General features: G+C 64.0%; 26 protein-coding genes and 1 riboswitch. Of the genes, 14 read left to right on the top strand and 12 right to left on the bottom strand.

Going from position 1 to position 26,122, the window contains the following annotated elements; translation table 11 throughout:
- Positions 1-15: 15 nt before the first annotated feature.
- The 6 genes from MPN20_RS01405 to MPN20_RS01380 form a co-directional block, all read right to left on the bottom strand.
- Entirely contained in the window at positions 16-408 is a 393-nt protein-coding gene (locus tag MPN20_RS01405) for a VOC family protein (RefSeq protein ID WP_242778520.1), read from the bottom strand.
- 45 nt (positions 409-453) lie between these two features.
- A complete protein-coding gene (gene radA / locus MPN20_RS01400) occupies positions 454-1,806 on the bottom strand; it encodes a DNA repair protein RadA (RefSeq protein ID WP_242778517.1) in 1,353 nt (450 codons plus the stop codon).
- Between the two features lie 86 nt (positions 1,807-1,892).
- The gene (locus tag MPN20_RS01395; RefSeq protein ID WP_347566784.1) at positions 1,893-2,480 is read right to left on the bottom strand and encodes an N-acetyltransferase family protein; all 588 of its coding nucleotides are present in this window, start codon (positions 2,478-2,480) and stop codon (positions 1,893-1,895) included.
- On the bottom strand, positions 2,480-3,247 hold the full coding sequence (map, locus tag MPN20_RS01390; RefSeq protein WP_242778514.1) for a type I methionyl aminopeptidase: 768 nt from the start codon (positions 3,245-3,247) through the stop codon (positions 2,480-2,482). Before map ends, MPN20_RS01395 begins: the two co-directional genes overlap by 1 nt.
- 240 nt (positions 3,248-3,487) lie before the next feature.
- A complete protein-coding gene (locus MPN20_RS01385; RefSeq protein WP_242778511.1) occupies positions 3,488-5,026 on the bottom strand; it encodes an aldehyde dehydrogenase family protein in 1,539 nt (512 codons plus the stop codon).
- Positions 5,027-5,136: 110 nt separating this feature from the next.
- Positions 5,137-6,372 carry an FAD-binding oxidoreductase gene (locus tag MPN20_RS01380; protein WP_242778508.1) on the bottom strand — a complete coding sequence of 412 codons (1,236 nt, stop codon included), beginning with the start codon at positions 6,370-6,372 and terminating at the stop codon, positions 5,137-5,139.
- 134 nt (positions 6,373-6,506) lie between these two features.
- On the opposite strand from MPN20_RS01380, the gene MPN20_RS01375 reads away from it, so the two are divergent.
- From MPN20_RS01375 to MPN20_RS01360, 4 genes are all read left to right on the top strand, one after another.
- Positions 6,507-7,382, top strand: a complete 876-nt coding sequence (locus MPN20_RS01375; protein WP_242778505.1) for a LysR family transcriptional regulator — start codon at positions 6,507-6,509, stop codon at positions 7,380-7,382.
- A gap of 22 nt (positions 7,383-7,404) precedes the next feature.
- Positions 7,405-8,007: a class I SAM-dependent methyltransferase gene (locus tag MPN20_RS01370; protein WP_242778502.1), complete on the top strand. Its 603-nt coding sequence runs from the start codon at positions 7,405-7,407 to the stop codon at positions 8,005-8,007.
- An 82-nt stretch (positions 8,008-8,089) separates the two neighbouring features.
- Positions 8,090-8,410: a putative quinol monooxygenase gene (locus MPN20_RS01365; protein ID WP_242778500.1), complete on the top strand. Its 321-nt coding sequence runs from the start codon at positions 8,090-8,092 to the stop codon at positions 8,408-8,410.
- 56 nt (positions 8,411-8,466) lie between these two features.
- Entirely contained in the window at positions 8,467-9,045 is a 579-nt protein-coding gene (locus MPN20_RS01360) for a hypothetical protein (RefSeq protein WP_242778497.1), read from the top strand.
- Positions 9,046-9,090: 45 nt separating this feature from the next.
- On the opposite strand, the gene MPN20_RS01355 is transcribed toward MPN20_RS01360, so the two are convergent.
- The 4 genes from MPN20_RS01355 to MPN20_RS01340 form a co-directional block, all read right to left on the bottom strand.
- On the bottom strand, positions 9,091-9,972 hold the full coding sequence (locus MPN20_RS01355; protein ID WP_242778494.1) for an energy-coupling factor transporter transmembrane component T: 882 nt from the start codon (positions 9,970-9,972) through the stop codon (positions 9,091-9,093).
- Entirely contained in the window at positions 9,956-11,434 is a 1,479-nt protein-coding gene (locus MPN20_RS01350; protein WP_242778491.1) for an ATP-binding cassette domain-containing protein, read from the bottom strand. Before MPN20_RS01350 ends, MPN20_RS01355 begins: the two co-directional genes overlap by 17 nt.
- Positions 11,435-11,447: 13 nt before the next feature.
- A complete protein-coding gene (locus tag MPN20_RS01345; RefSeq protein WP_242778488.1) occupies positions 11,448-12,077 on the bottom strand; it encodes an ECF transporter S component in 630 nt (209 codons plus the stop codon).
- A 23-nt stretch (positions 12,078-12,100) separates the two neighbouring features.
- Positions 12,101-12,209: riboswitch (TPP riboswitch) on the bottom strand.
- A gap of 28 nt (positions 12,210-12,237) precedes the next feature.
- Positions 12,238-12,777, bottom strand: coding sequence for a DUF4916 domain-containing protein (locus tag MPN20_RS01340; protein ID WP_242778485.1), 540 nt, complete (start codon positions 12,775-12,777; stop codon positions 12,238-12,240).
- Between the two features lie 221 nt (positions 12,778-12,998).
- Between MPN20_RS01340 and MPN20_RS01335 the strand changes: the two genes are divergently transcribed.
- From MPN20_RS01335 to glpK, 8 genes are all read left to right on the top strand, one after another.
- Positions 12,999-14,495 (top strand): MmgE/PrpD family protein, encoded by a 1,497-nt coding sequence (locus MPN20_RS01335; protein ID WP_242778480.1) that lies wholly within the window; start codon positions 12,999-13,001, stop codon positions 14,493-14,495.
- Positions 14,495-15,400, top strand: coding sequence for a methylisocitrate lyase (prpB, locus tag MPN20_RS01330; RefSeq protein ID WP_242778477.1), 906 nt, complete (start codon positions 14,495-14,497; stop codon positions 15,398-15,400). Before MPN20_RS01335 ends, prpB begins: the two co-directional genes overlap by 1 nt.
- Complete coding sequence (locus MPN20_RS01325; protein ID WP_242778473.1) at positions 15,397-16,518, top strand: bifunctional 2-methylcitrate synthase/citrate synthase; 1,122 nt, start codon at positions 15,397-15,399, stop codon at positions 16,516-16,518. The genes prpB and MPN20_RS01325 overlap by 4 nt, the downstream gene beginning before the upstream one ends.
- Before the next feature lie 40 nt (positions 16,519-16,558).
- Entirely contained in the window at positions 16,559-17,350 is a 792-nt protein-coding gene (locus tag MPN20_RS01320) for an enoyl-CoA hydratase/isomerase family protein (RefSeq protein WP_242778470.1), read from the top strand.
- Positions 17,351-17,401: 51 nt separating this feature from the next.
- Positions 17,402-18,367, top strand: coding sequence for a Ppx/GppA phosphatase family protein (locus MPN20_RS01315; RefSeq protein WP_242778467.1), 966 nt, complete (start codon positions 17,402-17,404; stop codon positions 18,365-18,367).
- A gap of 149 nt (positions 18,368-18,516) precedes the next feature.
- Positions 18,517-20,238, top strand: coding sequence for a glycerol-3-phosphate dehydrogenase/oxidase (locus MPN20_RS01310; RefSeq protein WP_242778464.1), 1,722 nt, complete (start codon positions 18,517-18,519; stop codon positions 20,236-20,238).
- A gap of 37 nt (positions 20,239-20,275) precedes the next feature.
- Entirely contained in the window at positions 20,276-20,998 is a 723-nt protein-coding gene (locus MPN20_RS01305) for an MIP/aquaporin family protein (protein ID WP_242778461.1), read from the top strand.
- Between the two features lie 62 nt (positions 20,999-21,060).
- Complete coding sequence (gene glpK / locus MPN20_RS01300; RefSeq protein WP_242778457.1) at positions 21,061-22,593, top strand: glycerol kinase GlpK; 1,533 nt, start codon at positions 21,061-21,063, stop codon at positions 22,591-22,593.
- A gap of 35 nt (positions 22,594-22,628) precedes the next feature.
- Here glpK and MPN20_RS01295 read toward each other — a convergent pair whose 3' ends face one another.
- On the bottom strand, positions 22,629-23,171 hold the full coding sequence (locus tag MPN20_RS01295) for a GNAT family N-acetyltransferase (RefSeq protein WP_242778454.1): 543 nt from the start codon (positions 23,169-23,171) through the stop codon (positions 22,629-22,631).
- Positions 23,172-23,245: 74 nt separating this feature from the next.
- Between MPN20_RS01295 and MPN20_RS01290 the strand changes: the two genes are divergently transcribed.
- Both MPN20_RS01290 and proC read left to right on the top strand, forming a co-directional pair.
- On the top strand, positions 23,246-24,235 hold the full coding sequence (locus MPN20_RS01290) for a sugar phosphate isomerase/epimerase (RefSeq protein ID WP_242778451.1): 990 nt from the start codon (positions 23,246-23,248) through the stop codon (positions 24,233-24,235).
- A 45-nt stretch (positions 24,236-24,280) separates the two neighbouring features.
- Positions 24,281-25,117, top strand: a complete 837-nt coding sequence (gene proC / locus MPN20_RS01285; protein ID WP_242778449.1) for a pyrroline-5-carboxylate reductase — start codon at positions 24,281-24,283, stop codon at positions 25,115-25,117.
- A gap of 17 nt (positions 25,118-25,134) precedes the next feature.
- On the opposite strand, the gene MPN20_RS01280 is transcribed toward proC, so the two are convergent.
- Positions 25,135-26,016, bottom strand: a complete 882-nt coding sequence (locus tag MPN20_RS01280; protein ID WP_242778446.1) for a LuxR C-terminal-related transcriptional regulator — start codon at positions 26,014-26,016, stop codon at positions 25,135-25,137.
- Positions 26,017-26,122 lie beyond the last annotated feature (106 nt).

Below are 26,122 nucleotides of genomic sequence, written 5' to 3'. Positions count from 1 at the left end.
GCGGCTGCTGGCTTCTTAGGCCCCGCGGTAGGAGCCGACGCCCCAGGAATTCCCGTCGTGGTCTCTGAAGTCGAATTCCCGTCCGCCGTGAGGCTGGGTCGCCACCGGTCGGACGATCGCATGGCCCAGATCGATGATCGCCTCGTAGAGCCGGTCGACTTCCCGTTCGGTGTCAACGACGACATAGATCGAGGTTCCACCCACGCTGTCAAGGGCAGACCCGTCGTGACGGATGGAGCCGAACATGATGCCGCCATCATCGCCGAGCGCATATTCTGCGTGGACGACGACGGACGGGTCTTCCTCGTCCCTGACGGTCAGGCGCTCAGTGAATCCGAGCGTGACCAGGAGATCGGTCGTGGCGCCGGCGTCCGTGGTTCGAAATGCCGGAAATACTGTCGTGGTCATGCATCAAGGATGCGCCATTTCAGTGCAGAAGTCCCGAAAAACCTTTCAATCGTTACCGCCGAGGAGTAGATCGACAGCTTCGGAGACGTGCTCGCATTCCTTGACGCGCATGTTGCCTGGAGTGGCAACGTTGCGCAGTGCGCCGTGAGCGACGATCGCATGGGTGATGCCGAGTCGGGCCGCCTCGTTGAGTCGTTGACCGAGGTTGGGCACGTTGCGTATCTCTCCTGACAGGCTGATCTCTCCGATTGCGACGAATTTCGCGGCCATGGACTTGTCCCTCGCGGCCGAGGCCAGAGAGAGGCAGATGGCTAGGTCGCTGGCCGGCTCGGAGAGTTTCGCGCCGCCGACGGTCGCGGTGAAGACGTCGCTCTTCGCGAGGCTGATGTTTCCGATCTTCTGGCTCAGGACAGCCAGCATCATAGCCACACGGGACGAGTCCACGCCGGAGACCGACCGCCTGGACTGCCCTCCTGCGGATTCGGTGATGAGGGACTGGACTTCGACGAGAAGTGGGCGTTTGCCCTCCTGCGTCACCGTGAGGCAGGTTCCCGGAGGATTGCTGCCGCTGCGAGAGAGGAAGAGGCCGGAGGGGTCCTCGAGGCTCTTGATGCCGTTCTCCTCCATGTCGAAGCAGCCGACGTCATCGGTGGGTCCGAAGCGGTTCTTCACGGCTCGCAGCATGCGCAGGCGTGAGTGCCGCTCGCCTTCGAAGGTGCAGACGACGTCGACGAGGTGCTCGAGAAGCCTGGGGCCCGCAATGGTTCCATCCTTCGTGATGTGTCCGACGAGGACCGTCGGCAACGATCGGGCTTTGGCCTCGCGGATGAGTGCCGCAGCGACCTCTCGAACCTGGGTGACACCGCCGGGCACTCCATCGATCTCTGAGGAAGCGAGAGTCTGAATGGAGTCGACGACGAGCATCTCCGGAGCCTCGGCCTCGATCATTCCCAATACGGCGCCCAAGTCGGTTTCGGCGGCCAGGAGCAGTGAGTCCTCAAGGGCGTTGATCCTCTCGGCGCGCAGGCGCACCTGACCGGCGGATTCTTCTCCGGTGACGTAGAGGACCTTGGCCCCGAATTTGGCCACGCGGGCGGCGACGTCGAGCAGGAGTGTGGACTTTCCGACACCGGGTTCACCCGACAGAAGGACGACAGCGCCGGGGACGATGCCGCCTCCGAGGACTCTGTCGAACTCACTGACGAAAGTCGTTCGAGCCTGCGCCTGCGAGGAGTCGACTTGATTGATCGACTTCGCACCACTGGACTTCTTGACCTTCGTCTTGACCGAGGTCTTGCCTGCACCCTTCTCTTCGAGAGTGCCCCAGGCTTGGCATTCAGGGCAGCGACCCAGCCATTTGACGGTTGAATAGCCGCATTCGGTGCAGGTGAAAGACATACGTCGATTCTGGCACGTGGCTCTGACATGAAATTCGCTGACATGAAATTCGCTGACACGAGCTTGCGGTGGCGACCGAATGAGCTTCAGAGACGCTTTTCGACGAGGATCGTGTCGCACCAGGTCCCGGCGTGAGGGCCGAAGGTCATGTAGCCGATGCGTTCTCGGCGGCCGACTCGTCGGAAGCCAGCCTTATCGTGCAGGTGGAGGCTGGCGGTGTTCTCGGGCAGGATGGAGGCCTGCAACATCCAGAATCCCAGGTCATTGGAGTGTTCGATGAGCGATTCGAGAAGAGCCGAGCCGAGTCCTTGACCTGCCGCGCGGGGATCGACGTAGACGGAGTGCTCGATGACGCCACGATAGACGTCGCGATCAGAGGTCGGTGTGGCCGCCGCCCAGCCCAGGACGCTGCCGTCGACCTCGGCGATGAGATCGAGTCCCGCGATCCTCGTTGCAAAGAAATCCTGCTTCGTCGGTGGATCCGAGGCGAAAGTTGCGCTGCCGCCGGCGATCCCTGCCGCATATATGCGCTCCACTGCGGGCCAGTCACCGTCCGTCATGTTTCGGATCGTCACGCTCATCCCGTCATTGTCCTCCACCGGCGAGGACTCCACACGCAATCGGGCTTCCGACGAATCATTCGTCGGAAGCCCGATTGTGCTGTTCGCAGACATCAGTCCAGGGTTGTCAGCACCCGTGGTCCGTCCTCGGTGATGGCGATGGTGTTCTCTGAGTGCGCGCCGTTCGAGCCGTCGGCCAAGCGCAGAGTCCAGCCGTCCTTGTCGACGGAGAGCTTCTTCGAAGTGAATGACCACCATGGCTCGATCGCCAGGGTCAGACCTGGCTTGAGCACGAGGCCGCGCCCGCCCTTGCCGCGATTGGCCACGTGCGGATCCTCGTGCATCGTATGACCGAGGCCGTGTCCACCGAAGTCGAGGTTGACAGGGATGCGCTGTTCATCAGCGACGTCGCCGATGGCCTTGGAGATGTCGCCGAGGCGGTTGCCCGGCTGTGCGGCAGAGATGCCGGCTTCGAGTCCCGACCAAGTGGAGTCGATGAGGCGCTGGTCCTCGTCGGTGCCGTCGCCGACGATGACCGAGCGTGCGGCATCGGCGACCCAGCCGTTGATCGACACAGCGAAGTCCAGGGTCAGCAGGTCGCCGTCCTTCATCACGTAGTCGTGCGGCTTGCCGTGGAGGACGCCGTCGTTGACAGAGAGGCAGATGACGTTGCGGAAGGGGCCATCACCGAAGGACGGAGCATAGTCCCAGTAGCAGGACTCGGCACCGGCATCCTTGATGAGCGTCCGGGCCCGCTGCTCCAGGTGCATGATGTTCATGCCCGGTTCTGCGAGCTCAGACAGTTCAGCCAGTGTCTTTGCGACGAATCGGCCGGTCACCGCCATCTTCTCGATCTCGGCGGGTGTCTTCAGCTCAATCACAGGTGTTCTCCTTCGGTCTTCAAACGCTCATAGCCAACTTTAGTCGTTCGCGCTTGTTCCGTGTCGGTCGTCCTGTCTTTCCGTGATCAACCAGACAGCTGCGAGCAGGAATCATTGCAAGGCGTCTTGCCTCAAGGTAGGTTCCGAAGTATGCGGACGGCTCGTTGCCCTGCTCCTCGAGCACAGAAAGCGGGCGCCGGCCAAAAGCCGACGCCCGAATTCCGAGTTAGCCGAGGCGGCTCAGAGGAACTCGACTCCCTGAGCCAACGGCAGCTCACCCGAGTAGTTGATCGTGTTCGTGGCCTGACGCATGTAGGCCTTCCAAGAATCAGTGCCGGACTCGCGGCCGCCGCCGGTCTCCTTCTCACCGCCGAACGCACCGCCGATTTCCGCACCGGACGTGCCGATGTTGACGTTGGCGATGCCACAGTCCGAGCGCGACAGGAACTTCTCCGACTCTGCCAACTCCGATGTGAAGATCGCCGAGGACAAGCCCTGGGGCACACCATTGTGGATGGCCAGCGCCTCGTCGAGGTCCGAATAGGTCACGACATAGAGGATCGGGGCGAACGTCTCGGACTCCATCACCGAGGTTTGGCTGGGCATCCGCACGACCGCCGGCTCGACATAGTGGGCATCAGGGCGCTCATCGTCGAGGACGCGAGCGCCCCCGCAGAGCACCGTACCGCCTTCGGACTCAGCCTGTTTGAGAGCTGACTGCATTGCCTCAAACGAGCCTTCGTTGATGAGCGGACCGACGAGGACTCCATCCTCGGTGGGCGAACCGATGCTCAACGTCTTGTACGCCGCGACGATCTTGTCGACGAAATCATCGGCGATCGACTCATGGACGATGAGGCGTCGCAGCGTCGTGCAGCGCTGGCCAGCGGTGCCGGCCGCAGCGAAGACGACACCACGCAGTGCCAGGTCGATGTCGGCGCTCGGGGCGACGATCGCACCATTGTTGCCGCCGAGCTCGAGGAGGACCTTTCCGAACCGCTCCGCCACGACAGGACCGACCTCACGGCCCATCCGCACCGAACCCGTCGCCGAGACCAAGGCCACGCGCTCGTCACGGACCATGAGGTCGCCGATGTCACGGCCGCCGACGAGGATGGGCGTGAGATCCTCCGGTGCCCCCACCTCGGCGGCGGCCCGGACCAGCAGCGACTGCGCGCCCAGGGCCGCGAGTACGGCGTTCTCCGAGGGCTTCCACACGACCGAATCACCGGCGACCAACGCCAAGGCCGTGTTCCAGGAGTACACGGCGACGGGGAAGTTGAACGCGGAGATGACCCCGACGACGCCGAGCGGGTGCCAGGTCTCCATCAGCCGGTGACCGGGGCGTTCGCTGGGCATCGTCTTGCCCCACAGCTGTCGGGACTGTCCCAGGGCGTATTCGCAGACGTCGATCATCTCCTGGACCTCACCGGCCGCTTCGGACGGAGTCTTGCCGGCCTCGACCGTGATGATCTTCGCGAGGTCCTCCTTGTGCTCGCCCAGCAGCTGACCCCAGCGCTGGACCAGCTGGCCGCGCACGGGGGCGGGGACATCACGCCAGGCATCGAAGGCCTTCGCAGCCGCTGAGATCTTCGCCGCGGCGGTCTCCTTCGTATCCGCGGCAAGCTCGCCGAGGCTCTGGCCTGTGATCGGTGACCGCGCGGGCAGGCTGGCTGCCGCGCTGGAACCGGCTGTCAGGACGGAGGTGTCGACGCCACATGCGGTGAGTCCTGAGGTGAGGAGATCGGTGATGGCCTGGTCGGTGGGCAGTGCAGTCATGTGCGGTCCTTTCGCTGTTCTGTCTGGTGCGGTGTGTGTGAAGAGCTGTGCGTGAAATGCAGTGGTGGGTTGTGGGTTCTAGTGGTTGACGGGTCTGCGGGGCTGGGTGCTCAGACGATGTTGAGCTCCTTGCGCAGTCCCGTCGTGGAGAAGCGGCGTTTGTCGAGTGGTGTGACATCGACGAACGGTGTGCGGCCGGTCATCAGGTCGGCGACGACCTCGCCGACGGCTGGCCCCATGAGGAAGCCGTGGCCGGAGAACCCGCAGGCGTAGAAGAACCCGTCGAGTTCGGCGGCCTGGCCGATGAGCGCATTGTGATCGGGCGTCATCTCGTAGAGGCCCGCCCAGCCGCGCTTGACCTCGACGTCGCCCAGCCCCGGAGCCCGGGATTCGATGAGTTCGGCCAGCGTGGGCAGCCAGTCGGGGCTGCGTTTGTCGTCGAACTCCCACACATCCGTCTCGTCGGGGCAACCGAAGAGGAGTCCTGGGCCTTCGGGGTGGACGTAGAAGCTCGTCGAGAAGTCGATGGTGAAGGGCATTCGCGACAGGTCGATGCCCAGTGTCTCTTCATCGACGGGTTCGCTGACCATGATCTCGCGGCGCAGGGGCCTCACCGGAAGATCGACGCCTGCCATCTCGCCGATGAGGCCGGACCAGGCTCCAGCGGCGCAGACGATCTGTGAGCATTCGATGGTGCCCTTCGTCGTGATCACGGACGTCACAGTCCGGCTCGCCCCGCCGCTCGACTCAATGCCCGTCACCTCGCAGTTCTTGAGCACGCGCACACCCTTGTTCCTGGCCGCAGTGACATACCCGGACACGACAGCCTCGGGTGTGCAGTGGCCGTCGCCCGGATTGAAGGCCCCGGCGACGAGTCCCTCGGTGTTGACGAAAGGGGCCAGCTCCTTGATCTCATCGACGTCGAGCATCCGGGAGTCAAGGCCCATGCTCTGCTGGAGGGCGACGTTGGCGGCGAAGGTCTCAGCCGCCTCGGCGGAGTCGAGGAGGAACAGGTAGCCGTTGCTCACGAGATCGATGTCGATGCCGAAGTCGGCTTCGAAGTTCCGCAGGACCTCGAGGCTGCGCGTGGCCAAGGCGATGTTGACCTCGTCGGAGAACTGGGTCCTGACTCCGCCGGCGGCCTTCGACGTCGACCCTGATCCGGGAGAGTCGCGTTCGACGAGGACGATGTCCTCGACCCCGCGGTCGGCGAGTTGGTAGGCGATCGCGGCCCCCATCACGCCCGCCCCGATGATGACCACCTCGGCGTGTTCCGGTGCCGGGGCACCTGTGGGGGTCGCAGTGCTCGCGGATGATGTGCTGTTCGCTGGTGCTGTGTCGTCCACGCTCCACCTCACTGTTGGTCCAGGCATCCTCGTCGACGCCATCTATGCCCATTGTGCTTCCCCTCACATTTAAGGACAAGAGAGAGTTCGTGAACGATGTTTTTAGAAAACGTTAAAACAGCTAGTCTGTCCTCATGGCATGGACACTCGGGCAGCTGCAGACCTTCGTCACCGTCGCTGAGCGCGGTTCGATGACCCGGGCCGCTGATCAGCTGGGCTACAGCATCGGCGCGGTGTCCCAGCACGTGACAGCGCTGCGTCGCAGCGTCGGTGCCGAGCTCTTCCGCCGCCGAGGCAGGGGGCTGGTCCTCACGGAGGCCGGCCGAACGCTGCTTCCGCGCGCCCGCAACATCCTCGCCGCACAGAAGCAGGCGGAGATGGCGATGATGGGGCGAGACTTCCGCAGTGAGGCGATCGTGACCCTCGGCGTATTCGGGTCGGCGTCGACGACTGCGCTTCCGGCGATTGTGCGCCTGCTCGGGCAGAGGCATCCGCACATCGAAGTCCGAGCCCGTGAGATCAACGTCGAGACCATGTCCTCTGCGGTCATCGAAGGGGCGATCGACTTAGGGATCGGAATCAACTATCCGGCAGTGCCGCTGCCCCCGATGCGCGGATTGACATGGACGACCGTGGCCGAGGAGGACTTCGGCATCGTGACTCCCGCCGGGATGCCCCGACCGACGCCCGACGATTTGGCAGAGGCGGATTGGATCCTGCCCCCTGCCGAAGAACTCTTCGGTCGAGCGATGCGACTGGCCACCTCGGCGCTGGGGATCGCCGCGAAGGAGACCCACATCGTCACGGACACCGCCGTCGCGCTCGCCCTGGCGGGCACGGGCCTGGGCCTGACGCTCGCAACCCCGATCATGATGTCGATGGGTGGGGCCGGGGTGACGCTTCATCCCGTCGCCGAGGCGGGCGGACGGGAGATCATCGTGCTGATCTCACCCGACCCATCGGATCCGGTCACGGCCGTCGCCGAGGTGGTGGCCGAGGTCTTCGAGTGAGGATCCGTCCTAGGATGGGGCCATGAGCTTCGATCATCAGTGGAACCGCATCCGTGAGACCAACCCCGACCACTCCGCGAACTATGCGGACCGGTGGAGGAAGCTCGTGGCCGCCGGCCACGACATCGGGGGAGAGGCGCGGTTCGTCAATGCGATGGCACCGCGCGGGGCGCGCATCCTCGACGCCGGCTGCGGCACGGGTCGCGCCGGAGGGCAGCTAATCAAGGAAGGCCATACGGTCTACGGCGTCGACCTCGACGAGTTCCTCATCTCCGTCGCAGAAGAGGACTTCCCGAGCGGCGAATGGCAAACGGGAGATCTCGCGGTGTTCGACTACTCGGCCGCGAACATCACCGACATCGACGTGGCCTTCTGCGCCGGCAACGTGTTGTCCTTCCTTGACCCGGCATCGCGGCAGCAGACCCTGGCGAACATCAAGACGACGCTCAAGCCGGGTGGACGCTTCGTCGCTGGCTTCGGTGCCGGACGCGGCTACGACTTCGCAGACTTCGTCGACGATGTGAAGTCGACCGGGATGCTCGTCAGCCTCAAACTCTCCACCTGGGAACTCCACCCCTATGAGCCGGACAGCGATTTCCTCGTGCTCATCGCCGAGCGCGTCTGAAACCGAGCGTGTGTGAAGCAGGGGCAGCGAATATGATTTGCTGGAGCCGACAATTCATCACCGAAGAGAAAGAGGTCAGTCCATGATCTTCATCGTTGTGAAGTATGACGTGAAGCCCGAGAGCGTCGATGAGTTCCCCGAGGCGGTGCGCACCTTCACCGAGGCGACGCGTTCGGAACCGGGCAACCTGTGGTTCGAGTGGTCGAAGAGCCTGGAGAAGGACAACGAGTTCGTCCTCGTCGAAGCGTTCACCGATGAAGGGGCAGAACCACACGTCAAGAGCGACCACTTCGCCGCCGGCCTCGAGGCCATGCGCCCGCACCTGGTGTCGACGCCGAAGATCATCTCCCGCAAGATCGACGGCGAAGGCTGGGACGAGATGGGCGAGCTTCAGGTCGACTGAGGCCTGTCTGCCCGCTGAACATTCACGGGTGGGCAATAGTTGCCTAGACTTCATTCATGGCGACCAAAGCGATGAATGTGGCGGCGATCGAGAAGGCACTCGGCGAACCCTGGGCGGACACCAGGGCCCGCCTCGAAGCGGCTGGTGGGACGTCGGCGAGTCATAAGGAACTCGCCGACGCCCTCTACCCGCAGTTCGAGGGGGTCGTGGAGAAGCACGGCTGGTGGGTCCAAGGCGCCGTCATCGCCTATGAGCAGGAGATCGGTTCACGTGTGCCCGGCCAGCGGGCCGACGGAACCTTCGACGTCGCGGTCTCACGCACTGTGGCGGGGGAGCGCACCGAGGTGGTCAGGAGCTTCGCAGAACTCGTCGATGGCTCTATGAACGGCGTCGACCTCGACGGGGAACCGCGCACGTCCGAGACGCCGAAGCGCTCCTTCTGGCGTGCGAATCTCGCCGACGGCAGCAAGATCGAAGCCGCGGCTGAGTCGAAGGCGGCCCCGAAATCCGGCTCGAAGTCCGATTCGAAGTCCGGCGAGAAATCGGTCCTCGTCGTCACGGCCTCGAAGCTGATGAGCGCCGAGGCTCTCGAGGATTGGCGCGCCTTCCTCAAAGATCTCATCAAGCAAGTCTGAAACTCCGTGAAGCAGGTCTGAGCCTTCATCAATCAGTCCTGACCACTACCCGCCGATGATCGGGTTCCACGTGCCCAACAGGTGCGCTGAGACGATCGCCGCCACACACACTCCCAGCGAGGCCACGATGGCCACCAGATCCCGTCCGGCGAACGTCGACCGTCTGCGCCACGTGCGACCGGGACGACCGAATGCCCGGCCCTCCATGGCCATCGCCAGAGTGGTCCCGCGCCGTATCGACTGGACCAGTAGTACGAAGATCCCACCGAACAGACTGCTGGTGCGCCGCACGAGCGAACCACCAGCCACGCCTCTGGCCCGCCGGGCCATCGACAGCGTCTGCCATTCGGTGACGAGCAGACCGAGCAGCCGGGACGCCGCGAGCACCGACACGACGACCACCTCGGGCAGTCGAAGATGCTGAATCAGGGCATCTGAGAGGTCGCGTGGGTCAATCGTCGACGCGAGCACGATGAGCGGAATCGCCAGCGCCAGGGCGCGGACGAAGATCGCGGCCGCCGCGTCAAGGGACCCGGTCGTCATGAGGATCGGTCCGACGTCGATGACGACAGCACCGGTCTTCTCCGCGAGGATCGCCGTGCCCCAAGCTGCGAGCAGCGCACCCACCGGAAGGAACCACAGCCGTTTGAGCGCGGCCAGCAGATCGAGACCGGTGACGGGCAGACTAACAAGGGTGAACGCGAGGACGATCCCGGCCGAGACCAGATCGATGCTCAGCAGGGCGCCGACCATGAGGATGAGCGCCACGGCGATCTTCGTCAGCGGATTGCATCTGACCAGAGCCGTCGAGCGCACCACGGGAATGAGCTGACCGGGATCCTGAACGGTGACCTCGGCGGAACCAGCGGGACCGGCGGAACCGGCGGAGTAGGAGTGCTGCAGAGTGTGCTCACTCAATGCGCTCACCCACCTCTACCCGGCGCGCTCCGATCGCATCGAGGAACGCATGATCGTGACTGACCGCGACGACCGCCGACCCGCGGGTGAGGATGTCGATGAACTGCTCGACCAGCCCGGCCCACGTGAGGGCATCCTGACCGAACGTGGGCTCATCGACGATGAGCACCCGCGGCCGCGGGGCCATCATGGCGGCGACCGACAGGCGACGCTTCTCCCCACCGGAGAGGCCCTGTGGGTGGGCATCGGCGACCGATTCCAAACCCAGCACGTCGAGCAGTTCGGCAACGCGGTCGTCGACTTCGGCACGCGACCATCCGGCTAGGTGCGGGCCCAGTGCCAGCTCGGCGGAGACGGTTGAGCGCAGGAACTGATGCTCGGGCTCCTGAAAGACCATCCCGATGCGCGGAGCCAGAAATGCCGAGGCCCACCGATACGGGCGAGCATGCTTCGCCCCACCGCGGAGGGTGCCGGACGCGTGCACTTCGCCGTCGAATTCCGGGATGAGACCCGCCAGGGTCAGAGCAGTTGTGGACTTCCCGGCACCGTTGGCGCCCACGATGCCCACTGCCTCACCTGCCTGAATGCGCAGGTCGAGGCCGGTCGTCGCGGGAACCTTCGCTCCCGGACGAGCCACGCCGAGGCGCTCTGTCGTCAGCACGACCTCGCCGTTGGTGCGGGGGAGCGCTTCTGCTCCAGACGGCACCCCGGGCGATGTCACTCGCGGCCCCGCTGCTTCAGGCACCCAGATTCCACACTCAACCAGCACCTGGGACAGTTCCGGATCACCGAAGACCCGCCTCGGCGGCCCTTGAGCGACCACTCCTTCGCGACCGAGGACGATCACGTGGTCCACGTGATCGAGCCACAGCCCGACCCGGTGTTCGACGATGATCATCGTCGCCGAGGTGGCGGCTTGGGTGTCGAGGACAGTGTCACGGACAGCTGCGGCGGAGTCCGGATCGATGTTGGCTGTCGGTTCGTCGAGGACGATGACCTGCGGTGACATCGCGTGGATCCCTGCCAGCGCCAAGCGCTGCTTCTGTCCGCCGGACAGAGCAGCCGTCGGATGCTCGGGCGGGAGGTCGAGGCCCAGCGCCGCCAGCGACGTGGTGATGCGGGACTCGATGTCCTCGGCGGGCAGTCCCAGGTTCTCCATTCCGAAGGCGACATCGTCGCCGACGCGGGAGAAGATCACCTGCGAATCGGGATCTTGGAGGACCAGCCCGATCTCACCTCGGCGAGGGTCAGGTGGAGCGTCGCCGACGAGAAGCTCACCGCCCGCCTCTCCGGACTCGGCGGGCAGGACGCCGGCGATCGCGTGCAGCAGCGTCGACTTTCCCGCTCCGGACGGACCGAGGAGAAGCACCTTCTCACCTGCCGCGATGTTGAGATCGAGGGGTCCGACAGCGGTTTCTTCGCGATCGGCATGACGCCACGAGAACGAGTCTGCGCGAATCGGCAGAGCCATCAGCGCGGGCCTCTCAGCGCAGTCGACCGGAGGCAAAGGAGCTCAGCGCCCCGGTCCGAGCAATCGCTCGGTAGGCGTACCACGCGCCGATGCCCGAGATGACGATGCCGGAGATGATCGCGCACACGGTGTAGGCGGCCTGGAAGCTGAACTGCCAGGCGGCGTTGTACATGATGTTCTCGCTCACGGACATGAATGCCGCGGCCAGCAGGCCGGACAGGCTTGTGACCCACAGGCTGAAGCGGCGGTAGCCGAAGGCGGCGAAGATGAGTTCGGCACCGAGCCCTTGGACGAGCCCGGAGAGTAGGACGGTGGCACCGAAGTGGGAGCCGAGGACCGCTTCGACGATGGCGGCGATCATCTCGCACAGCAGTGCTGCGCCGGGTTTGCGGATGATGATCCCTGCGAGCGGACCGGCGAGGACCCAGAGTCCGGCGATGAGGCCGATCGAGGGAGGGAAAGCCTGGAACCCGAGTTCGAGGACCTTCCAGCTCAGTGCCAGGACCCAGAAGATGAGTCCGACCGCGATGCCGAGGACGGCGGTGACGACGTAGTCGACCACACGCCACTTCTTCGTCAGCGGGGCCAGAGTGTGGGGTGGTGTGGACTTTGCGGTGGGTGACGGCGCGGTCGTGTTCGGCATTGTGCCTCCTCAAATCAAGGAGGGGTAGAAGAGTCTCGACTTCCTTCGGCGGTGCTAACCGCATCAGGTTCGAGGGTCTGCAGCTTCATCTGCACTCTCAGCGCCCCTTTCGGCGCTCCCCTGTCGTGGCACCCACTGTACAGCAGGGCGCTGGAGGCTCTCAGATCGCGAAGCCCATGTGGGCCAGGGCGTAGCGGAGGACGTGTTCCTGACCGTGGCAGAGTTCGCTGGTGATTTCGGGGCTCAGCGTCTCCTCCGGAGTCAGCCAGTCGAGGCTGAGTGCGTCCGCGCGGGGCGTGCATTCGCCGCGCACTTCCAGGATGAAGCACATCGAGATCGCGTGCTGTCTCGGATCGTGGAGCAGAGACGAGCCCTCGGTGGGGAAATACTCAGCGATGTGGAAGGGCGCGATCGCCGGCGGGATGACCGGCAGAGCCATCGGCCCGAGGTCATTCTCCGCGTGCCGCATGAGCGCCGCGCGGATGCTCTCGTGGAAGCGGATGCGTCCGCCCACGACCTCACGACCCAGCGTGCCATCGTCGAGGCTGCGCAGAAGCAGACCGATGCGCTCGACAGTTCCGGATTCTCCGACCCGGACGGGAACGGCGTTGACATAGGGGATCGGGATGCGTCGGCGCAACCGGGCGAACTCCTCGTCGCCGAACCAGTTCTCGTCGAAGTCAAGGGCAGTGCGAGTCATGATGCCATCGTCCCACATCGTGATCCGTGGCAGAAGAGGTCCGGATTCCCATTCCGCAGAACTTCAGAGCAGCCCACTGGTCGGAGGCAGGACCGGTCGGGTAAAGTATCTTGATGTCGAGATAAAATTCTGGCCAGACCGTGACAGTGAAGTGACGTAGCCTACAGTTGTGTCAGCCACTCTCAGACCTGAACGGTCAAGGACGTTTGAAGGGGTTAACCATGATCGATCATGAAGTCCGCACGCACAAGAGCTCAGAGAACCTGGCTCGCGAAGACCAACTCGCCTGGAAGATCGCAGAGGTCGCCTCAGACCCGACTCCGGTGGATTCAGAGGTCACCGAAATGGTGATCAACCGCGTCATCGACAATGCCTCCGTGGCAGCCGCTTCGGTGCGCCGCTCGGCCCCGCTGCACGCTCGCGAGCAGGCGCAGACCCACCCGTACACACCCGGTGCAACAGTCTTCGGCCTGCCCCTGGGCGAGCACTTCTCCCCGGAATGGGCAGCCTGGGCCAACGGTGTGGCCGTGCGTGAGCTCGACTTCCATGACACCTTCCTCGCCGCCGAGTACTCGCACCCCGGCGACAACATCCCGCCGGTCCTCGCCGTTGCTCAGCACAAGGGCATCAATGGCAAGGACCTCATCAACGGCATCGCCACCGGCTATGAGATCCAGGTCGACCTGGTCAAGGGAATGTGCCTGCACGAGCACAAGATCGACCACGTCGCCCACCTCGGCCCGTCGGCGGCCGCCGGCATCGGCGCCATGCTCGGACTCGACACCGAAGTCACCTTCCAGGCGATCCAGCAGGCCCTGCACGTGACCACCGCGACCCGTCAGTCCCGCAAGGGCGAGATCTCGTCCTGGAAGGCGCATGCTCCCGCATTCGCCGGCAAGATGGCCGTCGAAGCAGTCGACCGTGCGATGCGCGGCGAAGGCGCTCCCAACCCGATCTACGAAGGCGAAGACGGCTTCATCGCCTGGATCCTCTCTGGTCCTGAAGCCCGCTACACGATTCCTCTGCCCGGCAAGGGTGAGGCCAAGCGCGCGATCCTCGACACCTACACCAAGGAACACTCGGCCGAGTACCAGGCGCAGGCGCTCATCGACCTCGCCCGCAAGCTCGGCGGCGAGATCGAGGACCTGACGAAGATCAAGCGCATCGTCATCCACACCTCGCACCACACGCACAACGTCATCGGCACCGGCGCCAACGATCCGCAGAAGATGGATCCCAAGGCCAGCCGCGAGACCCTCGACCACTCGATCATGTACATCTTCGCCGTGGCCATGGAGGATCAGGGCTGGCACCACGAGCGCTCCTACGCACCCGAGCGTGCCGGGCGCCCCGAAACCGTGAAGCTGTGGCACAAGATCGAGACCACCGAAGACAAGGAGTGGACGCGCCGTTACCACTCGACCGATCCCAATGAGAAGGCCTTCGGCGGCCGCGTGGAGATCGAATTCGAAGACGGTTCGACACTCGTCGACGAGATCGCCGTGGCCGACGCACACCCCTTCGGTGCCCGTCCCTTCGCCCGCGCGAACTACATCGAGAAGTTCAAGACCCTGTCCGAAGGCATCCTCACCGGTGCCGAGCAGACCCGCTTCATCGACCTGGCCGAGAACCTCGAGAACCTCGACGCCAAGGGTGTTGCCGAACTCAGCTTCACCGTCGACGGACTCGAGCACACCGGTTCGAAGGGCATCTTCTGATGTTGGGGGCAACCGCAACACCGGCCGAGCGCCGCGCGAAATTCCGTGAGCTCCTCGCCGGCGACAAGATCGTCCAGTTCCCCGGTGCCATCAATCCGATCAACGCTCAGATCATCGAGCAGACCGGATTCGAGGGCGTCTACATCTCCGGCGGTGCCTTCTCCGCAGCCATGGGCCTGCCCGATATCGGACTGACCACACTCACCGAGGTGGCCGATCACGGACGCAACATCGCCCGGGTGACGAACCTGCCGACCTTCATCGACGCCGACACCGGCTGGGGCGAAGCAATGAACGTGGCACGCACCATCCAGGAATTCGAAGACGCCGGAATCTCGGGGATGCACCTCGAGGATCAGGTCAACCCGAAGCGCTGCGGCCACCTCGACGGCAAAGAGGTTGTCACTGCTGCTGAGATGAGCAAGCGCATCAAAGCCGCCGTCAAGGGGCGTCGAGATGAGAACTTCGTCATCAGCGCCCGCACCGATTCCCGTGCAGGCGAAGGACTCGACGCGGCGATCGACCGCGCGAAGGCCTATGTCGACGCCGGAGCGGACCTGATCTTCCCCGAAGCCATGCGGGACCTGAGCGAATTCGAGAAATTCGCCAGCAGCGTGGATGTTCCGATTTTGGCGAACATGACAGAATTCGGAAAGAGCGAACTGTTCACGACCGAGCAGTTGGCGAACGTCGGAGTCAAAGTCGTGATCTACCCGGTCACAACTCTGCGTCTCGCCATGGGTGCGATCAAATCGGGCCTGCAGACCATTCGCGACCAGGGCACCCAGGTGGACCTGCTCGAGGGAATGCAGACCCGTGCGGACCTCTACGACACGATCGACTACGCTGCGTACAACGATTTTGACGCAGCCGTATTCAACTTTTCACAGGAGGGTCACCAGTGACCGAAGAAATCAAAAAAGGTCTTGCGGGCGTCGTCGTCGACACCACGGCCGTTTCGAAGGTAGTCCAGGAAACGAACTCGCTGACCTACCGCGGGTACCCCGTCCAGGAACTCGCTGCCAAGCGCAACTTCGAAGACGTCGCCTACCTGATCTGGAACGGTGAGCTCCCGAACGAGGCTCAGCTCGAGGAGTTCAAGTCCCGTGAGCGTGCTCAGCGCGGCATCGACGACAAGCTCGTCCAGCTCATCCTCGACCTGCCCAAGGACTGCCACCCGATGCACGTCGTGCAGACGGCCGTGGCCTACCTCGGCGCTGTCGATCCTGAGGCTGACGTCGAAGGCGAAGAGGCCAACCTGGCCAAGGCCGAGCGTCTCTACGCCCAGCTGCCCACGATCGTGGCCATCGACCACCGCCGTCGCCACGGACTCGACCCCGTCGCACCGACGAAGGACCTCGGCTACGCCGCGAACTTCTTCAAGATGGTCTTCGACGAGGTTCCCGCCGAGGAGGTCGTGCGCTGCTTTGACATCTCGATGATCCTCTACGCGGAGCACTCGTTCAACGCTTCGACGTTCACCACCCGTGTCATCACCTCGACGACGTCTGACCTGTACTCGGCCGTCGCCGGTGGCGTCGGTGCCCTCAAGGGACCCCTGCACGGTGGTGCCAATGAGGCTGTCATGGCGATGCTCGAAGAAGTCGGCACCGCTGACAAGGCTTCGGCATGGATCGACGATGCACTGGCGAAGAAGGCCAAAATCATGGGCTTCGGACACCGTGTCTACAAGAACGGCGACTCGCGCGTCCCGACCATGCGCAAGGCCTTCGAGGACATGGTCGAAGCCAAGGGTGCAACCGATCTCCTTGATCTCTACAACGCCTTCGAAGAGGACTTCGTCGGCCGCAAGGGAATCTACCCGAACCTCGACTACCCGTCGGGTCCGGCGTACCACCTCATGGGCTTCGACACCGATCAGTTCACACCGATCTTCGTCATGGCCCGCATCACCGGCTGGACCGCTCACATCATGGAGCAGCAGGCGAACAACGCCCTGATCCGACCGCTGAGCGCCTACGACGGTGAGGAACAGCGCGAGGTCCCGGACAACCGGGGCTGAATCGCCACCGCTTTATAGTCACAGCTGAAAGGCATGACACATGACCGTTGACGGCACCTACCGTCCGGTCGATCTCGAGGGTTTCGACTTCACCGTCTCCGGTGGAGTCGGAACCCTCGTCATTGATCGGCCCGAAAAGCGCAATGCCATCTCCCGCCCGATGTGGCGGGCACTGCCGGAGATCATCGCCGGCGTCGACGCCGACGACTCGATCGGCGCACTGGTGATCACCGGAGCGGCGGGGCACTTCTCCGCCGGGTCCGACATTGCGGACCTCAATGTTCCCTTGGATGATTTCTGGGACCTCAACTCCACCGCCGAGGCGGCCGTGGCCAATGCGCGCACCGCGACCATCGCCGCCATCACCGGCAACTGCGTCGGCGGCGGCACCGAGATCGCAGCGGCCTGCGATATCCGCATCGCGGCCCCCGGTTCGATCTTCGGCGTCACTGCGGCGAAACTCGGCCTCGTCTACCCACCGGGACCAACTCGCCGCCTGGCCACCGTGCTCGGTGACTCCTGGGCCAGATACCTGCTGGTCACCGCCTCGATCGTGAAATTCGAGACGATGCGCGAGCTCGGCTTCTTCCACGAGGTCTCCGAGACTCCGCTGGCCTCGGCACAGGCGATGGGGGAGAAGATCGTCGGACTCTCCCGCCTGAGCCAGGTCGGTTCGAAGGCCGTCCTCGACGGGCAGCTGACGGAGGATGCAGACCCGCCGCAGTGGCTCGACCAGGCTTACCGAGCAGAGATCGCCCGCGGCCAGGAGGCGTTCTTCGCGAAGCGCCCGCCCGAATTCGGCTTCCGCGCCACTGACTGGGCCGACGCGTAGGACTTATCGAATGTATAGGACTGCGCCGATATCTGAGGTTAAACTGAGCGAATGCGCCTAGCAGTCCTCGATATCGGGTCCAACAGCGTCCACCTCCTCGTGGTCGACGCTCACGTCGGAGCCCCGCCCCTGCCCGCCACCTCCCACAAAGAGATCCTGCGTCTGGCCGAGCACCTCGGCGATGACGGATACATCGACGCCGAGGGCCAGGAGAAGCTTCACAACTTCATCGCCGAGGCTGTCGAGATCGCCGAAGATCAGGGATCGGAGCAGATCCTGGCCTTCGCCACCTCGGCGGTCAGGGATGCCCCGAACGGCAGCGAGCTCATCGAATCGATCAACGCTCAGCTGGGAGTGACCCTCAATGTCATGTCCGGCAAGGACGAGGCGCGGGTGACGTTCCTCGCCGCCCGTCGCTGGTTCGGATGGTCGGCAGGCAAGATCCTGCTCTTCGACATCGGCGGCGGATCGCTCGAGATCGCAGCCGGACAGGACGAGTACCCGCAGGCAGCGGTGTCCGTGCCCTTGGGTGCCGGACGCACCTACTCGGACTTCCTCCCCGATCCGCTGCCCAGCGCGGATGACATCCATGAGCTGCGCAAATACGCCCGATCTCAGATCGGCCGCATCGCCGGCAAGATCAACCGCGTGGGCACCGCCGATCAGGTGGTGGGGTCGTCGAAGACCTTTCGTTCGCTGGCCCGGATCGCCGGGGCCGCTCCCAGCGGGGACGGCATCTACGCTCCGCGCAAACTCTTCCGCCGTGATCTCGCGGGGATCATCGACACTCTTGCCGCCCGCACACCGGAGGAGAGGGCGACGTTGCCAGGAGTGTCCCAGGCCCGTGCCGGCCAGGTGCTCGCCGGAGCCATCGTCGCCGAGGCGGCGTTCACGATCTTCGACGTCAACGTCATGAACATCTCCCCATGGGCGCTGCGTGAGGGCATCATCATGCGCAAGCTCGATCTGCTCGACTCTGCCGAGATGTCATCGGCGATGCGCGTGGAGCTGGTGTGAGCAGCGCCGACGACGAACGAGCCCTTACCTGAAGGTTCTCTGCTAGGTTTTTCTCAACGGCCCCTGATCGCACTCACACGTGCAAGGGGGCGCAATAATGATTGACGGCCCACCGGTCTGCCATGGTCGACGAAGGAAACGAACAGCATATGCAAAATGGCGAACTCTCCCCATCGTTCCGCGATGAAGCCCTGCACACCCTCGAATCTACGACGCCGAGCGACCCGCTCGACGTCTTCGTCGTCGGTGGTGGTGTCACCGGCGCCGGATCGGCCTTCGATGCGGCGACGCGCGGGCTCAATGTCGGCGTCGTCGATGCGAAGGACTGGGCCTCGGGCACATCCTCACGGTCATCGAAGCTCATGCACGGCGGGCTGCGCTACCTCGAGATGCTCGACTTCAAGCTCGTGGCCGAGGCGCTCAAGGAACGCGATCTCCTCCTCCAGCACACGGCCCCGCACTTGGTGGAGCCAGTCGCCTTCGTCTTTCCCTTCGAACACCGCCTCATCGACCGGGCCTTCATCGGCTCCGGCGTTCTCCTCTACGACACGATGGCGACTCGGCCGGGGCGCAAACGCGCTGTGCCGATGCACCGCCACCTGGGCAAGAAGGCTCTGACCGCGCACTTCCCGGGGCTGGCCGATGATGCGGCCGTCGGCGCGCTCGAATACTACGACGCGAAGGTCGACGACGCGCGCTTTGTCATGACCTTGATCCGCTCGGCCGCGAGCTACGGTGCGGCAGCGGCAAACCACGTGTCCGTCATCGATTACCTTCACGACGGCGATAGGGTCTCCGGCGTCCGTGCCCGAGATGAGATGACCGGCCGCGAGTTCGACATCCACGCCCGCCGCACGATCCTCGCCGGGGGCGTCTGGACCGAGGAGCAGCAGGACCTGGCCAAGGCCGACGCCGGTCTGAAGGTGTTGGCGTCGAAAGGCGTGCACATCACGGTCGATCAGGACAAGATCAAGGCTGACCCGGGAACCGGCATCATCTCGAAGACCGAGAAGTCCGTGCTCTTCGTCATTCCGTGGGAGGGCTACTGGGTCATCGGCACCACCGACACACCGTGGGACCAGGATGTCGATGCGCCGGTGGCGACGTCGGACGATATCGACTACCTGCTCAAGCACGCAAATGCGATTCTGGCGGAGAAGCTGACGCGCGATGATGTCATCGGCGTCTACTCGGGTCTGCGCCCGCTGCTCCAGCCGGTAGCCAAGAAGGGACAGGCGTCGACGAAGGTCTCCCGCGAGCACACGGTGATGGAGGTCGAACCCGGCTTGTCTGCGATCGCCGGTGGAAAGTACACGACCTATCGGGTGATGGCCGAAGACGCCGTCGACTTCGCCCTCGGCGACGATGCGAAGGACCGTCGCTCACTGACCGAATCGGTTCCGCTGCTCGGCGCCCAAGGCGTTGGTGCTGTGAGACGCGGACAAGCTGGCATCGCCGAGAAATACGGGTGGGACGAAGATCGTGTCAAGCGGCTCATCCGCCGCTACGGAACCCTCGTCGAGGACATCCTCGATCTCGTCGACGAGAACCCTGATCTCGGTCGGCCTCTGACCGGGGCAGAGCGCTACCTGCGCGTCGAGGCTCACTACGCAGCAGCCTCGGAGGGTGCCGTCCATCTTGCCGACATCCTCGAGCGGCGGATGCGGCTGAACTACGAGGTCCGGGACCGGGGGAAGAGCGCCGCCGAGGCGGTCGCCGCGATCGCCGCCCCGATCCTCGGGTGGGACGATGAGCGGGAGGCGAAGGAGATCGCTGACTTCAATGCTCACGTCGACGCACAGATCGCCGCCGAATCCACCCACGACGATGCCGCAGCTGCGGCACTCGTCGAGGAAACACCGAAACCGTAAATCCGAGAAGCAGGACAGACATAGGAGTTTGTGAGATATGGGTACTATTTTCCTTTATGAGATCGGCGGAACGGCGATGCTCATGCTGCTCGGCGTCGGCGTGGTCGCCAATGTGGTTCTGGGCAAGACGAAGGGCAACGGAGGGGGCTGGCTCCTCATCTCGTTCGGCTGGGGCCTCGCAGTCTTCGCCGGTGTCTTCGTCGCATTCAAGACCGGAGCGCACCTCAACCCGGCGGTGACCTTCGGCATCCTCGCGAGCGGAGCACCGGAATACGCGGACGGCATTCCGGTCAACTTCGTCAACACCGTCGCCTATCTCGCGGCCGAGATGATCGGCGCCATGATCGGTGCGGTCCTCGCCTGGGCTGTGTACAAGAAGCACTACGACGAGGAGAAGGACGCCGGCAACATCCTAGGAACCTTCTCGACCGGTCCTGAGATCCGCAGCTACGGCTGGAACTTCGTCACCGAGGTCATCGCCACATTCGTCCTCGTGTTCGTCATCCTGCTCTTCGGCGGAACCCCCGACAAGCTGGGACCACTGGCAGTCGGCCTCCTCGTCGTCGCCATCGGCGCCTCCTTGGGCGGCCCCACCGGCTACGCGATCAACCCGGCACGTGACCTCGGCCCCCGCATCGTCCACGCACTGCTGCCCATCCCGAACAAAGGCAGCTCGGACTGGGCCTATTCGTGGGTCCCGATCGCCGGGCCCCTGGTCGGCGCCATCATCGCCGGTCTGCTTTCCCGAGCCTTCGTCTGAGCCATCAGACCCTCGTCTGAGTCACCAGCAATCCACAGCATCACCTCGACATAGGAGTCAGCATGAGTCAGGAAAAGTTCATCCTCGCCGTCGACCAGGGAACCACCTCGTCGCGGGCCATCGTCTTCAACCACGACGGGCAGATCGTGTCCTCGGGCCAGCTCGAGCACGAACAGATCTTCCCCCGCGCCGGCTGGGTCGAACACGACCCGCTGGAGATCATCAGGAACACGAATGAGGCGATCGGTCAGGCCCTGACCCGTGCCGACATCAACCGCCACCAGCTCGAGGGTGTGGGCATCACGAATCAGCGTGAGACCACGGTCATCTGGAACAAGAACACCGGAAAACCCGTCTACAACGCCATCGTCTGGCAGGACACACGGACCCAGAAGATCTGCGAAGAACTCGCCGGAGACGAAGGGCCCGACAAGTACAAGGAACGTGTCGGCCTGCCCCTGGCGACGTACTTCGCCGGACCGAAGGCCAAGTGGATCTTCGACAACGTCGAGGGCGTCAAGGAGTCCGCTGAAGCCGGCGAACTGCTCTTCGGGACCATGGACACCTGGGTTCTCTGGAACCTCACCGGCGGCGTCAACGGCGGAGTCCACGTCACCGACGTCACGAACGCCTCGCGCACGATGCTCATGAACGTCAAGAGCCTGGACTGGAACGAGGAGATCGCCGGCGACATGGGCATCCCCGTCTCGATGCTCCCGGAGATCAAGTCCTGTTCGGAGGTGTACGGCTACGGCGCCAAGAACGGCCTCATCATCGACACCCCGATCTGCGGCATCCTCGGCGACCAGCAGGCGGCGACCTTCGGTCAGGCGTGCTTCGAGAAGGGCCAGGCCAAGAACACCTACGGCACCGGCAACTTCATGCTCATCAACACCGGCAATGAGCCCGTGGCCAGCAAGAACGGTCTGCTGACGACCGTGGCCTACAAGATCGGCGACGCCGAGGCTGTCTACGCCCTCGAAGGCTCCGTGGCGGTCACAGGATCACTCGTGCAGTGGCTGCGTGACAACTTCGGAATCATCTCCGAGGCTCCCGAAGTCGAGACGCTTGCGAAGAACGTCGATGACAACGGTGGCTGCTACATCGTGCCTGCCTTCTCCGGGCTCTTCGCCCCGCACTGGGAGTCTGACGCCCGTGGTGTGATGGTGGGTCTGACCCGCTATGTCAACAAAAACCACATCGCGCGTGCGGCTCTCGAATCGGTGGCGTTCCAGTCCCGTGAGGTCCTGGATGCAATGGATCTCGATTCGGGTGTCAAGCTCACCGAGCTCAAGGTCGACGGCGGCATGGTCGCCAACGAAACGCTCATGCAGTTCCAGGCCGACCTCCTCGGCGTGCCCGTCATCCGTCCCGAGGTCGTCGAGACCACGGCCCTGGGTGCGGCCTACGCCGCGGGCATCGCGGTGAAGTTCTGGAACGGCGAGGAGGACGTGAAGAACAACTGGCGCGAGGACAAGCGCTGGCTGCCGTCGATGGACGAGGACAAGGTCGCTCGCGCCTACCGCCTGTGGAACAAGGCCGTCGAGAAGTCGAAGAACTGGGTCGACGAGGACGTCGAAGAACTCTACGGCTGACCTTCGGTCGAGGCCGTACCTCGCCGAGGTGGGCCTCAGCCGAGGTTGATCGTGAACATGCGCTCTGGCACCGCCGGGGACACTCCGTCGAAGACGTGGGTGATCTCCGTGCGGTGCCAGCCGTGTTTGGCATAGAAGCGCATCGCCCGGTCGTTGCCTTCGGCGACCATGAGATAGGCGCGGGTGAACCCCAGGGCCTGCAGCTCGTCCTCCAAAGCGTGGAGGAGAAGCGCTCCGGCGCCGGAGCCGAACGCCTCTGGGTGGAGATTGATCGCCGCGAGCTGTCCCAGTCCGGAGGCCTCGGGAAGCTGGCTGAGCACCTCGGCGGTGTCCCGGGGCGGGCACACCCCGCCGAAGCCGAGGACACGCTGTCCCTGCACCGCGACGAGCGTCGACATCGGGCTGGTCTCATCGCTGAGGCTGCGGGTCCAACCAGCGGTCTGTCGGTCGAGGTCGAGGGAGTCGAGGATCTCGTCGGCCATGATGCCGCGATAGGCAGTCGTCCACGCTGCGATGTGGATGTCGGCGATGGGGGCGGCATCATCGACGCGGGCCCGGCGAACTCGAAAATCAGTCATTGATCCAGCTTAGCGACCTCAGGGCTTATGCTTTCTGAGGGAATATGAAATCTTCGAGGACTAAACTGGGTGAGATGAGCAGGGCGAAACGGTCGAAGTCAGCACGTAAGGTCTACACCGCTAAGAATTCTGCGCGGTCCAATTCGCGACGCAACCGTGAGTACTTCGACAGCCATGAGGTCTACGACCACGAGACCCAGCACAGTTCGGACCACCAGATCCGAATCGGACTCTCCAGCTCCTCGGTGTCCCCGATGACCGTGGCAGAGACCTTCGCCCAAGCGGCCAAACACGGCTACGACGGTGTTGAGATCATGGTCACCCACAATGCCGAGACCCGCGACGTCGACCTCATCAACGGTCTGGCTGCGGAAACGGGCCTTGAGGTCATGTCCCTGCATGCACCGACGCTGCTCTTCCTGCCCCGAGTCCTGCACAAGGACCATTGGGAGAAGCTGCGCATCACCGCGAATCTCGCGAAGTCGGTCGGCGCCAAGACTGTGGTCCTGCATCCGCCCTTCAGGTGGCAGGGAGAATACGCGCTGGGCTTCGTCGACGGTGTGCGGCAGGTGTCGGAGGAGACCGGAGTCGTCCTCGCCGTGGAGAACATGTACCCCTGGCGCGCAGGCGTGCGCGAGGTCCTCGTCTACTACCCCGACTGGAACCCCCTCGACGAAGACTACGATGCCCTCACCTTCGACTTCTCCCACGCTTCGACAGCAGGAATGAACGCCGTCGAGACCGTGTCGGAGATCTTCGACAAACTCCGCCACGTCCATCTCACCGACGGCTCTGGTTCGCTCAAGGACGAACATCTGATCCCCGGTGCCGGTACCATGCCCGTGGCCGAGACCCTGCAGCTTCTGGCCAAACGCAACTGGTCCGGCGACGTCGTCGTCGAAGTCAACACACGCTTCGTGACGAAGAAGTCCACCCGGGAGCAGATGCTCGCCGACTCCCTGGCCTTCGCCCGCACCCACCTCGGGCTTGAGACCGAGGACCGCCACCGCAACGCCTCGAGCCATGTGCGCACCAGTGAGACACGTGCGAGCAAGAGACCGTAGTCAGAACGCACACCACCTGAACCACCACAGAAAGGCAGGTCTGATTTGACCTCCATCGCCTCCATCGGCACGGGAAACATGGGCTCGGCACTGATCAAGGGAATCCTGAGCGCTGACGAGAAGCTCGACGTTCGCGCGACGACCAATTCGGCCGCCTCGGCGAAGCGACTCGCTGCGGATCTGCCGAGTGCCACCATCACCTCCTTGGAAGACGATGCCGAGGCCAATCAGAAGGCCGCCGCCGGTGCGGACTTCGTCTTCCTCGGCGTCAAGCCGTGGATGATGGCCGATACGGTGCGTGACCTGGCCCCGAGCCTGGATGCGAACACAGTCCTGGTGTCGATGGCTGCCGGTGTCGCGATGACGGACCTGGCCACGCTGGCGCCGAAGAACCCGATCGTGCGGATCATGCCCAACACTCCCAGTTCCATCGGGCACGGCGTCATCGCCCTCGCGCCCTCCGCCGAGGTGGACGAGACCACTGTGGACACACTGCGGACCCTGCTGTCCGGAGCTGGACTCGTCGTGGCCCTGGACGAATCCGAGATCCCCGCCATGACAGGGATCTCCGGTTCGGGAGTGGCCTACTTCTTCCTCCTCGCCGAAACGATGATCGCCGCGGGCGTGAAGATGGGACTGAGCGAGGAGACCGCCAAACAGATGGTCGTGGCCACTGCGGACGGAGCCGGCCGGCTCCTGAGTGAGAAGCCGGACCCGAGCGCACAGCGTCAGGCTGTCAGCAGCAAGGGCGGCACCACGCTGGCCGGACTGCAGACCTTCATCGACGCAGGGCTCTTCGATATCGCCGAGGCGGCCGCGCAGGCTGCAGGCTACCGTTCCCTCGAAATGGAGAAAGAGAACTCCGAGGTCATCAACGGCTGAGAGCGCGACAGCCTGGGTCAGGGGAGGGCCCCGGCCGACCTCGCGATGGACACCGCTTCATGCCGGGTGCCGGCCGAGAGTTTGACCATGGCCGTATTCAGGTAGGACTTCACGGTCGACTCCCGCAGTCCCAGCCCCTCGGCGATCCGGGCATTCGACCAGCCCAATGCCACGTGCGAGAGAATGTCTGTTTCCCTGGGGGAGAGGCTGACAGTGGGCGTCAGGTTCGGAAACAGTTCCGAATTGTGCCCGGAGAGGATATCGGCCAGGCGATTCTCTACTACGGTCAGCCGCTCACGCATCTCGTTCTCATCGACGCCTGAACGGATCGAGCGCAGCTCCGCATAGGTGCGGCGAAGAGCCTCCCTGCTCGAGGACTCGAGGTCGGAGTACAGACGCTCAGGTTCGACCTGCTCCTCGCGCGGTCGGGGCTGCCCGAGCTGGCCCAGATCAATTGACAGCTGCCGGACGCGTTTGACCAGGTCACTCGTCTGCGGAGCAGCGGCACCGTACCCTTTTCGGTGGCCGCAGTAGACCATGCCTGTGACTTCGCCGCCGCGCAGAGTCGGCACAGCGATGAGGACCTGGATCCCTTCACCCAGCACCGCTTCGTCGTAGTGATGGGTGATGAAGGGGTCGATTCCGTAGTCCCTGGTCAGCTGCGGGGTGCCTTCGGTCATGGCTCGGCCGCCGAGTCCGCGTCCGGTGCTGACGATGAGCGAGGAGAGAAGATCGTTTCCAGCGCCCGCCACTGCCTCGACGGCAACTGCATCCTGATCGACCATGCCTCCGAATACGACGTCGCCGGTCCCGCTCCGGTGCAGAGAGTCGACGGCCTCGACGAAGAGCCGACGAGTCTCGGCTTTGAGCGCCCGTGAGTCTTTAGCTTTGGCGTCCATGTGAATAAGCTACCAACTTTCGGTGGTATTCCCTAGCGCAACCTGAGCGTTAGGTTAAGGCTGTGTGATTCAGACCACAGATGTTCTACGCACGTCCGAATGGAGA

Source organism: Brevibacterium sp. ZH18 (assembly GCF_022748595.1).
Taxonomy (GTDB): domain Bacteria; phylum Actinomycetota; class Actinomycetes; order Actinomycetales; family Brevibacteriaceae; genus Brevibacterium.
Note: the sequence above shows the minus strand (reverse complement) of the source record. Positions and strands in the feature narration are given on the sequence as shown.